The organism is Ideonella sp. BN130291, from assembly GCF_036231905.1.
Taxonomy (GTDB): domain Bacteria; phylum Pseudomonadota; class Gammaproteobacteria; order Burkholderiales; family Burkholderiaceae_C; genus CAMLIZ01.
Map to the genome: position 1 here is coordinate 474,415 of NZ_JAZARE010000003.1, position 15,267 is coordinate 489,681.

The window sequence follows — 15,267 nt, forward strand, 5'->3', positions numbered from 1 at the left end:
ACGGGGCTGGCGCGCTCGGCTCAGGCCATGTCCAAGGCCAGCTCCACCGTGAACAAGGAGCCCTGCCCCGGCTCGCTCTTCACTTCAATCGTTCCGCCCATCATCAGCACCAGCTGGCGCGTGAGGGCCAGGCCCAGGCCGGTGCCGCCGTGGCGGCGGGTGACGGATTCGTCTGCCTGGTGGAACGGCTCGAACAAGCGCGCGCGCGCCCCGGCCGGAATGCCCACGCCGCTGTCGCGCACCTCGATGCGCAAACGCTGGTGAGCTCCCTCGCGCCCGCCATCGGCCACCTGCAGCGACACCTCGCCCCACTCGGTGAACTTCACCGCGTTGCCGAGCAGGTGGTCCAGCATCTGCCGCAGGCGCTGCGGGTCGCCACGCAGCCGGTCGGCGATGGTGTCATCCACCCGGCTCACCAGGCGCAAGGCCTTGGCCTGCGCTGCGGGCCCCACGCGCGTGACCGCGTCGTCGACCAGCGCGCGCAAGGCCAGGGGCACCGACGCGAGCTCCAGCTTGCCGGCCTGGATGGACGATACATCGAGCACGTTGTCCAGCACCTGCATCATGGCCTGGCCGCTGCGATGGGCTGCGGAGGCGCGCTCGCGCTGGCGCGGGTCGCGCGCATCGCGCAGCAGCAGCTCCGTCATGCCGAGCACGCCGTTCATGGGCGTGCGGATCTCGTGGCTCATGTTGGCGAGGAACACGGTCTTGGCCCGGTTGGCCACCTCGGCGGCCACGCGCGCCTGGTCCAGCTGCACCATCACCTGGTGGCGCCGACGCGTGAGCACGAAGATCCAGATGGTGATGCCCACCAGCGCAGCGTCGGTCAAGGCCGTCAGGCCGCCGATCAGCCATGCGGTGCGGCGCCAATGCTTCAAGGCCACCTCTTCGTTGACCATGCTGGTCACCCGCAGTGGGAAGGCATGGGACTCGCTGCGCGTGACCAGGTGCATGCCGCGGTCGTCGCGATAGGTGGCCTTCGGGTGATGGGCCAGCACGGTGCCGTCCAGGCGCGACAGCTCGATCGAAAAATCGCCGTCGGCCGCGCCCACATCGACCGACGCGTAGAACTGCGCAAAGTAGGCGCTTTCAATGCCCACCAGCGCCAGCCCCACCATATGGCCTTGTGTGTCCTTGAGCTTGCGCGCGAGATAGAAGGTCCACGCCCCGGTGCCGCGGTTGGACACCGGCTTCGACACCATCACCTCCAGCGCGGGGTCTTGCACATGGGCCTGGAAGTAGTCACGGTCGGCCACCCGGATGGGCGGCGGCGGATGGCGGCGCGAGAAATTGAGCAGCTCGCCGTCGGCCGCCACCAAGCTCACCACATCGATCTGCGGCAGCTCGAGCTGGCGTTCGCGGATGAGGCGGAACATGGCCTCGCTGGCCAGCCGCTGGCGCAGCTGCGGCCCGTCCACCGGCCTGGGCTCGTTCACCGCGGTGACCACGTGCTGCAGCACCGCATCGGCGGCCGCCACCGTCTGGTCTGCATGCTGCGCCGCCACGTTGGACATGTTGGACAGGAACAGGCGCCAGTCGTTCAGGGCGTCTGCCCGCCCGCGCCAGATGGCAAAGCCGGAGGCGGCCCAGGTGGCCAGGATGAGCAGGCCGGCGCCCACCACGAACACCCATGTCGCCCGCCGAGGCGGCAAGCGGGGCGTCGAGGTGTCCAGGGGCTGCACGGCAAAACGAGTGTAAGGCGGTGGATCATGGGGCGAGCCAGTAGATTCGCGCACCCAAACGGGCGATCCATGGAGCGCGGCAGCGCAAAGCAAGCCGGGCACGTGACTTTGTGCCGCGCACAGCACCACGCCGCTGGCGGCTGCCCGCGGCGGCCAGCGGCGCACGAGCGAACAGCTCGTTACAGTGATCGGCCCCCTCGCCCTCCGCAATGGACACCCGCGCCCGCCTGAACCTCTACCTGGCCTGCACCTTCCTGCTGGTGTTCTGCATCAGCAGCTTCGTGCTGTACCGGCTGCTGATGGACGGCGCGCTCAGCGAGGTGCGCCGCGAGTCGCAGCTGCGCATGGAGATGGCGCTGGCGGTGCGCAAGTACACCATCGAGGACGTGCGCCCGCTGCTGCAGGCCAGCGGCCACACCTATCACCCGCCCGCAATTCCGGCGTACGCCGCCAACCGGTCGATGGCACTGCTGGAGAACGACCATCCGCAGTACCGCTACCAGGAGGTGGCGCTCAACCCCACCAACCCGGCCAACCGCGCCACGGGCTGGCAGGTGGACGCGATCGAATCCTTTCGCGCGGAGCCCGCGCGCACCCAGCTGACGCACTTCACCGACGGGCCCGCCGGCCAGGTGATGCATGTGCTGCGGCCGGTGCGCCCTACGCCGGACTGCATGGCCTGCCACGGCGCCGCCGCCCACGCCCCGGCCGACCTGCTGCAGCGTTATGGCAAAGCCGGCTTCGACTGGAAGGTGGGTGACACGGTGGGTGCGCAGATCGTGTCGGTGCCCACGGCACACGCCGTGCGGCAGGCGCGCGAGGCCTGGGGCTGGCACGTGGCGGCCACCGTCACCGTGTTCGGTGCCCTCTTCATCGTGCTCAACCGCATGCTGAGCCGCACCATCATCGCGCCCATCGAAACGCGCAGCAGCGCCTGGCGTGAGCTGGCCACCAAGGACGCGCTCACCGGTGCCTTGAACCGACGCAGCTTCGACGAGCAGGCCCAGGCGCTGATGGGCGCCTGTGCGCGCAGCGGCGCACCGCTGGCGCTGGTGGCGGTGGACGTGGACCACTTCAAGCGCATCAACGACAGCTTCGGCCACGCCGTGGGCGACGCGGTGCTGAAGGAGTTTGCGCAGCGCATGCTGCAGACGAGCAAGCGGCGCGATTGCCTGTATCGCCTGGGTGGCGAGGAGTTCGCGCTGCTGCTGCCGCACACCGACCTGGAAGCGGCCGCCGCCTTTGCCGAGGTGCTGCGCCGCTCGCTGGAGCGCACGCCCTTCAGCGGCGCGGGCCACCTGAGCGCGAGCTTCGGCGTGGCGGTGCTGCTGCCGGGTGACACGCTGGGCACGCTGATGGAGCGCGCCGACCGCGCGCTCTACGCCGCCAAGGACCAGGGGCGCAACCGGGTGGTGTGCGCCCCCGCCTGAAGCACAAGCTCAGGCCTTGGCGCGCAGGGCGTCGCGCAGCTGCTGGCCCAGGTGCGGCTTGTCGGCAAACGGGTCGGTCGGGTTGCGGCCCAGCATCACGTCCTCCAGCCGGGTCTGCACGCTCTTGAGCGCATGCGGATGGCTGTAGATGTAGAAGCGGCGCTCGGCCATCGCGCTGAACACCATCTGCGCCACCTGTTCGGCCGTGACCTTGCCCGAGGTGACAGCCTTGTCGCTCATGGCCTGCGCGATGAGCTGGCTTTGCGTGGCCTTCTGCTCCTTCAGCTCCGCCGGCCGGTTGCGATGGCTCTGGTGGATGCCGGTGGGCACGAAGAAGGGGCACAGCACCGAGGCGCTGATCTGGTCGGTGACCAGCGACAGGTCCTGGTAGAGCGTTTCGCTCATCGCCACCACCGCGTGCTTGGTGACGTTGTACACGCCCATGTTGGGCGCGTTCAGCAGGCCCGCCATGGAGGCGGTGTTGGTGATGTGGCCCTCGTAGCCCGGGTCGGCCGCGGCCGCTTCCAGCATCATCGGGGTGAACACGCGCACGCCATGGGCCACGCCCATCAGGTTGACACCCACCACCCACTCCCAGTCCTTGAGCGTGTGCTCCCAGATCAGGCCGCCGGCGCCGACGCCGGCGTTGTTGAACACGAAGTGCGGCGCGCCGAAGCGCTGCTTCGCTGCCGCGCCCAGCGCCTCCACCTCGTCCGCCTTCGACACGTCCAGCCGGAACGGCAGCACCTGTGCGCCCAGGGCCTCGATCTCGGCGGCCGCGCGGTCCAGCGCATCCTGCTGCACGTCGGCCATCACGATGTTCATGCCCTCGCGCGCGGCGATGCGCGAGGTTTCGAGGCCGAAGCCCGACGCGGCGCCGGTGATGACCGCGGTGCGGCCCTTGAAGCTCTTCATGTGGGACTGCTCTCTTTCTTGACTTGGAATCCGATGCGGGGAAAGTGGACGTGCACGGTGCCCGCGCGTTCGTCGGCGCGCTGGATCACCACCTCGTCGGTGCCCAGGCCCACCAGCGTGCCGGCCACCGCGTCGGTGCCGTAGTCGGTGGCGGCCACGGTCACGCGCTCGCCGGGCTCGAAGCCTTGGCCTGATGCCACGCTGGCCGGCGCGTGGCTGGACGCGGCGGCCGCGACCGCTATGGCCTGGGCGCTGCTCATCGGCTCGCTGCGGCCCGCGCCAAAGCTCTGCACCCGCTGGTGCCACGCGTTCAGCCGCGCATGCGGCTCCAGGATCTGGGCCACCGGGGGCGCACGCCGCACGTACCAGAGGATGTGGGCCACCGAGAAGTCCGCAATCGACGCCTCGTTGCCGCCCAGGAACGGCCGGCCATCTGCCAGCTGCGCGTCCAGCCAGCCGAGATAGGTGCTGAACTGCGCGCTCGCGTCGGCCAGGGTGGGCCGGTGCACGCTGGCTGCAAAGGCCGCGCGGTCGGTTCGGAAGGCCTTGAGCGCTTCGGCTGGCGCATTGCCGAAGATGGCCGCCACGCCCGCCGGCTGCTGCATCACGTAAGGAATCATGGTCCAGAACAGCGTGCTGTCAGCCCACTGCGCCAGCATGGGCGCCAGCGGCGCGCTCGCCGGGTAGAGCGTGGGCCGCGGCGTGTGCTGCTCGATCACCCGCGCCATCAAGGCGGTGTCGCAGTAGATGTCCGCGCCGATCTGCAGGAAGGGCGTCTTGCGGTAGCCGCCGGTGAGCGCCACCACGTCCGGCTTGGGCGCGATCACCGGCACGGTGACCGAGGCCCAGTCCAGCCGCTTGTAGCCGAGGATCAGGCGGATCTTCTCGGAAAACGGCGACGAGGCGTAGTGATGCAGGATGAGCTGGGGCATGGGCAGTCCGTGGGTTCAGTGCGGCATCGCACGCGACACGATGGAATCGAAATCGGTGGTGGCCGGCAGCAGGCCGAAGGCGGCAGCGCGATCACCGGCAAAACGCGAGGCGCAGAAGGCGTCGAACACGAAGTCCGGGCTGATGCGCTTGAGCTGGGCGGCCTGCAGCAGCAAGGCCAGTGACCGCGCCAGGCGGCGTGCTTGCGCTTCGTCGGCCACGCCGTCCACCGAGTGCAGCACCTCGGCGAGTTCGGCATCGAAGGCGGCATGCACGCCGCGCGCGGGCTGCAGCTCGTGCACCAGTGCGTCGACCACCTTGGCGCCGCGCAGCGCGCGCAGCAGGTCCAGCGCCATGATGTTGCCGGCGCCTTCCCAGATGGAATTGAGCGGCATCTCGCGGTAGATGCGTGCCATCACGCCCTCGCCGCCCTCTTCCACATAACCGTTGCCGCCCAGGCACTCCATGGTCTCCTGCGCGAAGGCGCTGCCGCGCTTGCAGACCCAGAACTTGGCCACCGGCGTGAGCAGGCGCCGCATCACGGCTTCGAAGCCGCTGGCGTCCTGGCCGTTTTCGGTGCGGTCGATGCAGGCAGCCAGGCGCAGCGCGAGCAGGCTGGCAGCTTCGCTTTCCAATGCCAGGTCGGCCAGCACGTTGCGCATCAGCGGCTGCTCGAGCAGCGGCTTGCCGAAGGCGCTGCGCTCGGCGCAGTGGTGCAACGCGATCGACAGCGACTGGCGCATCAGCCCGGCGGTGCCCAGCGCGCAGTCCAGCCGGGTGAGCGCGCCCATGGCCAGGATCTGCGGCACGCCGCGGCCTTCCTCGCCGACCAGCCAGGCGGTGGCGCCATGGAACTCCACTTCGGAGCTGGCGTTGGCGGCATTGCCCAGCTTGTCCTTCAGGCGCTGGATGCGCAGCGCGTTCACCTGGCCGTCGGGCAGCAGGCGCGGCAGGAAGAAGCAGCTCAGGCCCGCGCCGGTTTGTGCCAGCACCAGGAAGGCATCGCACATCGGCGCGGAGAAGAACCACTTGTGGCCGGTGATGCGGTAGGCCGCGCCCCAGGGGGTGTCCGCATCGAACTCCGCCCGCGTGGTGTTGGCGCGCACGTCCGAGCCGCCCTGTTTTTCCGTCATGCCCATGCCCAGCGTCACGGCCGTCTTCTGTTCGAAGGGCAGGAAGCGGGCGTCGTACTGGGTGCTGGTGATCCGGGGCATCCAGGCCTGCGCGATCGCCGGGTTGCCGCGCAGCGCGGGCGTGACCGCATACGTCATGGACACCGGGCACAGCACCGAGGGCTCGGCCTCGGTGAAGATCATGAAGGCCGCCGCGCGCTCGATGTGGCCACCCGCCGGCCGGGCCCACGGCGTGCCGTGCAGGCCATGGCGCAACGCGCTGCCCAGCAGCGCGTGATAGCTGGGATGGAACTCCACCTGGTCCACCCGCCGGCCGAAGCGGTCATGGCTGTGCAGGCTGGGCTTGTGCACATTGGCCAGGCGCGCGTGCTGCTGCATCGTGGCCGAGCCGGCTTCCGCCCCGAGCGCATGCAGGTGCTCGCGGTCGTAGCCGGCGTGGTGGAAGGCCAGCGCATCCTGCAGCGGCTTGTTGGCGCTGAACAGGTTCACGTCGGCGAAGGGGCTCGCCTGGTTGAACACCTCATGCGTGATGTCGGGTGCGGCAAGGCTCATGGCGCTCTCCTCAGCATCTCGATGTGCGGAATGCCGTCCTCGAGGTAGGTGTCGCCCACGGCCTCGAAGCCGACGTGCTGGTAGTAGCGTTGCAGGTGCGCCTGGGCGCTGATGCGCACGGCCTGCCCCGGCCAGAGCCGATCGCAGCCGGCCACGCCCTCGGCCATGAGCAGCCGGCCGGCGCCGCTGCCGCGCACCGACGGGTCGGTGACCACGCGGCCGATCGACGGCTCGGGGTACTTCAGGCCCGGGTCCACGATGCGCAGGTAGGCCACCAGCCGGCCCTGGCCATCGCGGCCCAGGAGGTGCCAGGCCCGGCGGTCCAGGCCGTCGGCGTCCACGTAGGCGCAGTTCTGCTCGCTGTTGAAGACACGCTGGCGCAAGGCCAGCGCGTCGTACAAGGCGTCGAGGTCAAGTTCCTCGAAGCGCGCCCAGCGCCAGTGCAGGTCCATCAGATCAGCTTGACCAGTTGCTTGCCGAAGTTGCGGCCCTTGAGCAGGCCGAGGAAGGCCTCAGGCGCGGCCTCGATGCCCTGCGCCACGCTTTCGCGGTACTTCAGCTTGCCGGTGGCCACGAGCGTGCCCAGCTCCTTCAGCGCCTCGGGCCAGACCTCCATGTGCTCGCTGACGATGAAGCCTTCGAGCCGCATGCGGTTGGTGAGCAGCAGCTGCGGCGCGGCCATGGGGATCGGCTCGCCGTTGTAGCCGGAGATCATGCCGCACAGGGCGATGCGGCTGAAGGCATTGGCGCGCAGCATCACCGCGTCCAGCACCATGCCGCCCACGTTCTCGAAGTAGCCGTCGACGCCGTCGGGGCAGGCTTCCTTCAGCGCGGCCGACAGCGACTTTGCATCCTTGTGCTGCTTGTAGTCGATGCAGGCATCGAAACCCAGCTCATTGACCACATAGGCGCACTTGTCCGGCCCGCCCGCGATGCCGACCGCGCGCGCACCGCGCACCTTGGCCAGCTGGCCCACCGCGGTACCCACGGCGCCACTGGCAGCGCTCACCACCACCGTCTGGCCGGCCTTGGGCTCGATGATCTTCACCAGGCCATACCACGCCGTGACACCCGGCATGCCCACCGCGCCCAGGTAGGCCGACAGCGGGATGTGCGTGGTGTCCACCACCCGCAGCGCGCCACGCTGCTCCGCCGACACCACGTGGTATTGCTGCCAGCCGCCCATGCCGACGACCTTGTCGCCCACCTTGAAGGCCGGGTTGCGGGACTCGACCACCTCGCCCACCGTACCCCCGCCCATCACTTCATTGAGCGGCTGCGGCTGCGCATAGCTCTTGGCGTCGTTCATGCGACCGCGCATGTACGGGTCCAGGCTCAGGAAGTGGTTGCGCACCAGCACCTGGCCGTCCTGCAGCGTGGGCACCGGCGCCTCCACCAGCTTGAAGTTGCCGGTGGTGGGCTCGCCGCTGGGGCGGGAGACGAGGTGGATCTGCTTGTTGGTCGTCATGGTGTGCTCCTGTTGTTCAATCCGAGGCGTTCAGCCGCTGGATCTTGCGCCCGCCCGCAGGCAGGCCTTTCATGTACTTGAAGGTGCCGGTGGCATGCGCCAGCAGCTCGCCCTCCTGGTCCAGCACCGAGCCTTCGCAAAACGCCATGGAAGCGGTGCGATGCAGCAGCTTGCCCACGCCCCTCAGGTGGCCCAGGCCGGGGCGCATGAAGCTGGTTTTCATCTCCACCGTCACCACGCCGGGCGGGATGTCGCCCGTCTTCGGGTCGGGGCTGCGGGCAGCATGCGCCATCACCACGTCCAGCAGGGTCATGGTGACGCCGCCGTGGGCGACGCTCCAGCTGTTGGTGAGTTCGTCGCGCAGTGGGAGCAGGATCTCGGCCTCGCCGGGTTCGAAGCGCTCGAGCTTCATGCCGAGGAGGTCGACAAAGGGGATGCGAACCAGGAAATCCATCGGTCTGTGCCGCCGGCTCTAGCCGTGCACGGCGCTCACACCACCGTCCACCGCCAGGATCTGCCCCGTGATGTGCTTGCCCGCCTGCGAGGCGAACAGCAGCGCCGCACCCTTCAGGTCGTCGTCGTCGCCGATGCGGCGCAGCGGTGCATGGGCGGCAATCTTGTCTGCGCCCACGGCCTCCAAGGTGTCCTTGGTCATCTTGCTCGGGAACATGCCCGGGGCGAGTGCGTTCACGGTGATGCCGTACGGGCCCCATTCGCCGGCTAGCGTGCGGGTGAAGTTCACCACCGCGCCCTTGCTGGTGCCGTAGGCGATGAACTTCATTTCCGACGAGGCACCCGACAGCCCGGCAATCGAGGCCACGTTGATGATGCGGCCACCCTTGCGCGGGATCATGCTCAGCTTTCCCACGGCCTGGCTCATGAGGAAGATGCTGCGGATGTTCAGGTTCATCACCTTGTCCCAGGCTTCCAGCGGATGGTCTTCCGCCGGAGCACCCCAGGTCGCCCCGGCGTTGTTCACCAGGATGTCGATCTGGCCCAGGCGCTCCATGGCCTCGCTGGCCACGCGCTGGATCTGCTCCGGGTCGCTGGCGTCGGCGGCGATCCAGCGGGTGTCGATGCCCTTGGACTGCAGCTCGGCGGAGGCCTCCTCGAGATCGGCCGCCTTGCGCGAGGTGAGCAGGATCTTGGCACCCGCTTCGCCAAGGGCCTCGGCGATCTGCAGGCCCAGGCCGCGAGAGCCGCCGGTGACCAGGGCCGTCTTGCCCGTGAGGTCGAAGAGTTGCTGGATGGGTGTGCCCATGGAGAAGTCCTTTGGTGAGGGGGTCAGCGCGGCTGCTTGATGCGCGAGCGCACCACGATCAGCGCGGCGCCCGCGGCGGTGGCCACGGCGCCCACAATGCCGAATGCGATGCCGAGCGGCATGCTGCGCTCGGAGACGAAGAGGCTGAGCGACAGGACCAGCAGGCCGCCGTAGATCAGCACCCAGATCAAGGTTTCGAGGGTGGATGTTTTCATCAGACGAGGAGAGATCAGAACCAGGCGTCCTGCATCTCGCGGCAGGTCGCATCGCGCGACGCTACCACCGACAGCCACGCGTCCAGCTTGGGCAGCTCGAAACGGAAGAAGTAGCGCATCGCGGCGAGCTTGCCCTGATGGAAATCGCTGGGGGCCGCCGCCTGCGCGGCAATGGCCACGTCCAGCCATATCCAGGCCATCACCAGGTGCCCGAAGGCCTGCAGGTAGGGCGTGGCATTGGCCAGCGCCTCTTCCGGCACGCCGGTGGCCCAGGCGGCCTTGGTGCTGGCGCCCACGCGCTCCAGCGCACGGGCGAGCGCCGTGGCGTGTTCGGCCAGGCCGCTCACCTGGCCGGCGCGTTGAATGGTGTCGCTGATGCGGGTGGCCAGCAGCTTCAGGCCGGCGCCGCCGTCCATCACCACCTTGCGGCCCAGCAGGTCCATGGCCTGGATGCCATGCGTGCCTTCGTGGATCATGTTCAGGCGGTTGTCGCGCCAGTACTGCTCCACCGGAAAGTCCCGGGTGTAGCCGTAGCCGCCCAGCACCTGGATGGCCAGGCTGTTGGCTTCCAGGCACCATTCGCTGGGCCAGCTCTTGGCAATGGGCGTCAGCACTTCCAGCAACAGGCCGGCCTCACCGGCGGCGGGCTGATCGGCGCTGTGCTGCTCGTCCACCAGGCGCGCGCAATACAGCTCCAGTGCCAGGCCACCTTCCACATATGCCTTCTGCGCCAGCAGCATGCGCTTGACGTCGCTGTGCTCGATGATGCGCACCGGCGGTTGCGACGGGTCCTTGCCGGCCGGCCCCATCGGCCGGCCCTGCGGCCGGTTGCGTGCGTAGTCGAGGCTGGCCTCGTAGCCCGCATACCCCAGCATCACCGCGCCCAGGCCGACGCCGATGCGGGCCTCGTTCATCATGTGGAACATGCAGCGCAGGCCCTCGCCGGGCTTGCCCACCAGGTAGCCGATGGCGCCCGCCTCGCCCCTCACCGGGAACCGGCCTTCGCCGAAGTTGAGCAGCGTGTTGGTGGTGCCGCGATAACCCAGCTTGTGGTTCAGCCCCGCCAAGGCCACGTCGTTGCGTTCGCCAGTGAGTTCGCCGGCTTCGTTCACCAGCTTCTTCGGCACGATGAACAGCGAAATGCCCTTCACGCCAGGAGGCAGCTTGCCGTCGGGCCCGGGGATCTTGGCCAGCACCAGGTGCACGATGTTCTCGGTGATCTCGTGCTCGCCGGCCGAGATCCACATCTTGTTGCCCTTGAGCCGGTAGCGCGGGCCCAGCGGATCACTTTCGTACTCCGCGCCATCGGGCACTGCTCGGGTGGCCACGTCGCTCAGCGACGAGCCCGCCTGCGGCTCCGACAGGCACATGGTGCCGAACCAGCGGCCGGCAAACTCGTTCTTCGCGAACACGTCCTTCTGCACCGGCGTGCCATGCGCCATCAGCAGGCTGGCGTTGCCGCTGGTGAGCATGGCGTAGCCACCCATCGCCACGCTGGCCTTGGAGAAGAAGGCATTGCCCGCCATCTCGATCACGCAAGGCAGTTGCATGCCGCCGACGTCGTAGTCCTGTGCGGCGGCCAGCATGCCGCTGTCGGCGTAGGCCAGCGCCGCCTCGTGCGTGGCCTTCGGCAGGTGCACCCGCTCGCCGTCGAAGTGCGGCTCCTCGGTGTCGGCCAGCCGGTTGAAGGGCGCGAACTTCTCGCGTGCGATGCGTTCGCAGGTGTCCAGCACCGAGGCGAAGGTTTCGCTGGAGTGCTCGGCGAAGCGGGTGCGGGAGGTCAGCGACTCGACGCCGATCCAGTCATTCAACAAGAAATCGAGCGTCTGTCGCATGCGGTCTCTCCAGGCGGGTCAGAGCACCTCGAACACCCCGGCGGCGCCCATGCCGCCCCCGATGCACATGGTGACACACACCTTCTTCGCGCCGCGGCGCTTGCCTTCGATGAGCGCATGGCCGGTCAGGCGCTGGCCGCTCACGCCATAGGGGTGGCCCACGGCGATGGCCCCGCCGTTGACGTTGAGCCGGTCCATCGGGATGCCCAGCGTGTCGGCGCAATACAGCACCTGCACCGCGAAGGCCTCGTTCAGCTCCCACAGGTCAATGTCCTGCACGGTCAGGCCCAGGCGCTTCAACACCTTGGGGACGGCGAACACCGGGCCGATGCCCATCTCGTCGGGCTCGCAGCCAGCCACTGCAAAGCCGAGGAAACGGCCCAGGGGCTTCAGGTTGTGCCTGCTCGCATAGTCCTCGCCCACGATCACGCAGGCACCCGCGCCATCGCTGAACTGGCTGGCATTGCCGGCGGCGATCACGCCGCCCGGCATCGCGGGGCGGATGGCGGACACGCCTTCGAAGGTGGTGCCGGGGCGGATGCCTTCGTCGTTGCTGACCGTGACCTCCTTGGTGCGCAGGCCCATCACCGGATCGGCCACGCCGGCCGTCACGGTGATCGGCACGATCTCGTCCTTGAACTTGCCGGCTTCCAGGGCAGCGGTGGCGCGCTGCTGGCTGGCCGCACCGTACTGGTCCATGCGCTCGCGGCTGATCTTGTAGCGCTTGGCCACCTGCTCGGCGGTCTGCAGCATGCTCCAGTAGATCTCCGGCTTGTTCTCCTTCAGCCAGGTCTCCACGATCATGTGCTTGTTGGCTTCGTTCTGCACGCAGGAGATGCTCTCCACGCCGCCGGCGACGTACACGTCGCCTTCGCCCGCGATGATGCGCTGTGCGGCCATTGCAATCGTCTGCAGGCCGCTGGAGCAGAAGCGGTTGATGGTGACGCCGCTGGCGGTGATGGGCAGGCCGGCGCGCAGCGCGATCTGGCGCGCGATGTTGGAGCCGGTGGCGCCTTCCGGCGTGGCGCAGCCCATCAGCACGTCCTCGACGTGAGCGCCATCGATGCCGGCCCGTTCGACGGCAGCCTTGACGGCGTGGCCGCCGAGGGTGGCGCCATGGGTCATGTTGAAAGCGCCCTTCCAGCTCTTGGCCAGGGGCGTGCGGGCGGTGGAGACGATGACGGCGTTGGTCATGGTGTGGTCCTCGATTCGGTGTTCAGCGTGGAGCGCGATCAGGTGAGGCTGCGGCCTTCTTCAACCAGCTTCTTCAGCAGCGGCGCCGGTTCCCAGAAGCTCGCGTCGTCGTGCGGGTTCTTCTGGAAGCGCTTCATCGTCTGCAGCACGTTCCACAGGCCGACCTGGTCGGCATAACACATGGGGCCGCCGCGCCACAGCGGGAAGCCGTAGCCGGTGAGGTACACCATGTCGATGTCGCTCGCCTTGCTGGCGATGCCTTCGTCGAGGATCTTGGCGCCTTCGTTGACCAGCGAGAACACCAGCCGCTGCACGATCTCCTCGTCGCTGATCTTGCGCGGCGTGATGCCGAGGTCCTTGCGATGCTTCTCGATCATCTCCACCACCGCGGCTGACGGAATCGCGTCGCGCTTGCCCGCCTGGTAGTCGTACCAGCCGGCCTGCGTCTTCTGGCCATAGCGGCCCATCTCGCACAGCAGGTCGGCCGTCTTGCTGTAGCGCATGTTGGGCTTTTCCTGGTAGCGGCGCTTGCGGATCGCCCAGCCGATGTCATTGCCGGCCAGGTCACCCATCCGGAACGGGCCCATCGCGAAGCCGAACTTCTCCACCGCCTTGTCCACCTGCTCGGGCGTGCAGCCCTCTTCCAGCAGGAAACCGGCCTGGCGAGAGTACTGCTCGATCATGCGGTTGCCGATGAAGCCGTCGCACACGCCGGACACCACCGCCGTCTTCTTGATCTTCTTGCCCAGCTGCATCACGGTGGCCAGCACGTCCTTGGCGGTCTTCTCGCCACGCACCACCTCCAGCAGCTTCATCACATTGGCCGGGCTGAAGAAGTGCATGCCCACCACGTCCTGCGGACGCTTGGTGAACGACGCGATCTTGTTCACGTCCAAGGTGGAGGTGTTGGAGGCGAGGATGGCGCCCGGCTTGGCCACTTCATCCAGCGCCTTGAACACCGACTCCTTGACACCCAGCTCCTCGAACACCGCTTCGATGATGAGGTCGGCGTCCTTCAGGTCGCCGTATTGCAGGGTGGTGCTCAGCAGGCTCATGCGCTGCTCGTACTTGTCCTGCTTCAGCTTGCCCTTCTTGACCTGGCCTTCGTAGTTCTTGCGGATGGTGGCGATGCCACGGTCCAGCGCCTCCTGCTTCATCTCGAGGATGGTCACCGGAATGCCGGCGTTGAGGAAGTTCATGCTGATGCCGCCACCCATGGTGCCGGCGCCGATGACGGCCACCTTCTCGATCTTGCGCACCGGCGTGTCTTCCGGCACGTCAGGGATCTTGCTGGCAGCGCGCTCGCCGAAGAAGGCATGGCGCAGCGCCTTCGACTCCGGCGTGAGCATCAGGTTGACGAACAGCTCGCGCTCGAAGGTGATGCCATCGTCGAACTTCTTGGTGAGCGAAGCAGCCACCGTCTCCACGCACTTCAGCGGCGCGGGGAAGTTCTTGCTCATCGCGCCCACGGTGTTGCGCACGAACTGCACATACGCCTCGGGGTTCGGATGCGACACCTTCAGGTCGCGCACCTTGGGCAGCGGCCGCTTGTCCGCCACTTCCTTGGCGAAGGCAATCGCACCTTCGAGCAGGTTGCCCTCGATCACCTTGTCGAACAGCTTCTGGCCCGGCAGCGAAGCCAGCAGTTCGCTCTTCACCGGCTCGCCGCTGACAATGATGTTCATCGCGGTCTCCAGGCCCAGCACGCGCGGCAGGCGCTGCGTGCCGCCGGCGCCGGGCAACAGGCCCAGCTTGACTTCCGGCAGCGCGATCTGCGCGCCCGGCGCGGTCACGCGGTAGTGGCAGCCGAGGGACAGCTCCAGGCCGCCGCCCATGCACACGGTGTGGATCGCGGCCACCACCGGCTTGTCGCTCTGCTCCACCGTGCGGATCACATCGCCCAGGTTGGGCGCGGCCAGCGCGGCCGGCTTGCCGAATTCGCGGATGTCGGCACCGCCGGAAAACGCCTTGCCGGCACCGGTGATCACGATCGCCTGCACGCCGGCATCGGCGTTGGCTCGTTCGATGCCGTCGGTGACACCCTTGCGGGTCTCGAAGCCCAGGCCGTTGACCGGCGGGTTGTTCAGGGTGATGACGGCGACATTGCCGTGGACTTCGTAGCTGGCGCTCATGGGGCCCCCTTGTTGCTGCGGCGGTTTGACGATGGGTCACTATGAACCCGTCGTTCGAAATAGAACGATCGTTCGATTCTATGACTGTGGGGGGTGGGTGTTTGTCTCTCCCGTGACAGGGGGTGGGTTCTTTGTTTGGCCTTCGGCGGGGGTGTGGTGCTTGGTCTTCGGCCTGGGGGGGTTTCTGGCCACTCGCGTGCAGCCCGCCGGTCGCGCCCGGCCGGCGGTCACTTTCTTCACTGGCATGAAGAAAGTAACCAAAGAAGGTGCCTTCGAATACCAACATCCGATCACGCTCGCTGACGCCGAATCGGGGCCCGGTTTTCGGGGAGCACGCTGACATTGCCGCAGACCCGAGGCCACTTCGCACCTGCCAGGCACATCGACCCGACCTGTCACTCGACCACGAACCAGCCTCCGCATGCCATGTCCGAGCGAGCGCAGCGAAGCGCCCGCACACGGAGGCTGGAAAGGCGTCCAGCGCGCGGTGCACACAAGCCAAGGCACTCGCCACAAGTGG

Annotated in this window: 13 protein-coding genes; 1 reads left to right on the top strand and 12 read right to left on the bottom strand. The window is 68.0% G+C overall.

The annotated features are described in order from the left end of the window. Positions 1-20 precede the first annotated feature (20 nt). A complete protein-coding gene (locus tag VPH43_RS08510) occupies positions 21-1,682 on the bottom strand; it encodes a sensor histidine kinase (protein WP_328577243.1) in 1,662 nt (553 codons plus the stop codon). Between the two features lie 209 nt (positions 1,683-1,891). On the opposite strand from VPH43_RS08510, the gene VPH43_RS08515 reads away from it, so the two are divergent. Beyond that, complete coding sequence (locus VPH43_RS08515) at positions 1,892-3,112, top strand: diguanylate cyclase domain-containing protein (RefSeq protein WP_328577244.1); 1,221 nt, start codon at positions 1,892-1,894, stop codon at positions 3,110-3,112. Positions 3,113-3,121: 9 nt separating this feature from the next. Here the strand turns inward: VPH43_RS08515 and VPH43_RS08520 are convergent, their stop codons facing one another. From VPH43_RS08520 to VPH43_RS08570, 11 genes are read right to left on the bottom strand one after another with little or no spacing between them, the layout of a single operon-like run. Then, positions 3,122-4,027: an SDR family oxidoreductase gene (locus VPH43_RS08520; protein ID WP_328577245.1), complete on the bottom strand. Its 906-nt coding sequence runs from the start codon at positions 4,025-4,027 to the stop codon at positions 3,122-3,124. Further along, positions 4,024-4,959: a glutathione S-transferase family protein gene (locus tag VPH43_RS08525; RefSeq protein WP_328577246.1), complete on the bottom strand. Its 936-nt coding sequence runs from the start codon at positions 4,957-4,959 to the stop codon at positions 4,024-4,026. The genes VPH43_RS08520 and VPH43_RS08525 overlap by 4 nt, the downstream gene beginning before the upstream one ends. Before the next feature lie 15 nt (positions 4,960-4,974). Beyond that, a complete protein-coding gene (locus VPH43_RS08530; protein ID WP_328577247.1) occupies positions 4,975-6,642 on the bottom strand; it encodes an isovaleryl-CoA dehydrogenase in 1,668 nt (555 codons plus the stop codon). Next, positions 6,639-7,094 carry a GNAT family N-acetyltransferase gene (locus tag VPH43_RS08535; RefSeq protein ID WP_328577248.1) on the bottom strand — a complete coding sequence of 152 codons (456 nt, stop codon included), beginning with the start codon at positions 7,092-7,094 and terminating at the stop codon, positions 6,639-6,641. The genes VPH43_RS08530 and VPH43_RS08535 overlap by 4 nt, the downstream gene beginning before the upstream one ends. Further along, positions 7,094-8,110, bottom strand: coding sequence for an NADP-dependent oxidoreductase (locus tag VPH43_RS08540; RefSeq protein WP_328577249.1), 1,017 nt, complete (start codon positions 8,108-8,110; stop codon positions 7,094-7,096). The genes VPH43_RS08535 and VPH43_RS08540 overlap by 1 nt, the downstream gene beginning before the upstream one ends. 16 nt (positions 8,111-8,126) lie before the next feature. Then, positions 8,127-8,564: a PaaI family thioesterase gene (locus VPH43_RS08545; protein WP_328577250.1), complete on the bottom strand. Its 438-nt coding sequence runs from the start codon at positions 8,562-8,564 to the stop codon at positions 8,127-8,129. A gap of 18 nt (positions 8,565-8,582) precedes the next feature. After that, positions 8,583-9,371, bottom strand: coding sequence for an SDR family oxidoreductase (locus tag VPH43_RS08550; protein ID WP_328577251.1), 789 nt, complete (start codon positions 9,369-9,371; stop codon positions 8,583-8,585). A 23-nt stretch (positions 9,372-9,394) separates the two neighbouring features. Next, the gene (locus VPH43_RS08555; RefSeq protein ID WP_328577252.1) at positions 9,395-9,586 is read right to left on the bottom strand and encodes a hypothetical protein; all 192 of its coding nucleotides are present in this window, start codon (positions 9,584-9,586) and stop codon (positions 9,395-9,397) included. Positions 9,587-9,600: 14 nt separating this feature from the next. Further along, positions 9,601-11,421 (bottom strand): acyl-CoA dehydrogenase, encoded by a 1,821-nt coding sequence (locus VPH43_RS08560; protein ID WP_328577253.1) that lies wholly within the window; start codon positions 11,419-11,421, stop codon positions 9,601-9,603. 18 nt (positions 11,422-11,439) lie between these two features. Beyond that, positions 11,440-12,615 carry an acetyl-CoA C-acyltransferase gene (locus VPH43_RS08565; protein ID WP_328577254.1) on the bottom strand — a complete coding sequence of 392 codons (1,176 nt, stop codon included), beginning with the start codon at positions 12,613-12,615 and terminating at the stop codon, positions 11,440-11,442. A 38-nt stretch (positions 12,616-12,653) separates the two neighbouring features. Then, the gene (locus VPH43_RS08570; RefSeq protein WP_328577255.1) at positions 12,654-14,747 is read right to left on the bottom strand and encodes a 3-hydroxyacyl-CoA dehydrogenase NAD-binding domain-containing protein; all 2,094 of its coding nucleotides are present in this window, start codon (positions 14,745-14,747) and stop codon (positions 12,654-12,656) included. Positions 14,748-15,267 lie beyond the last annotated feature (520 nt).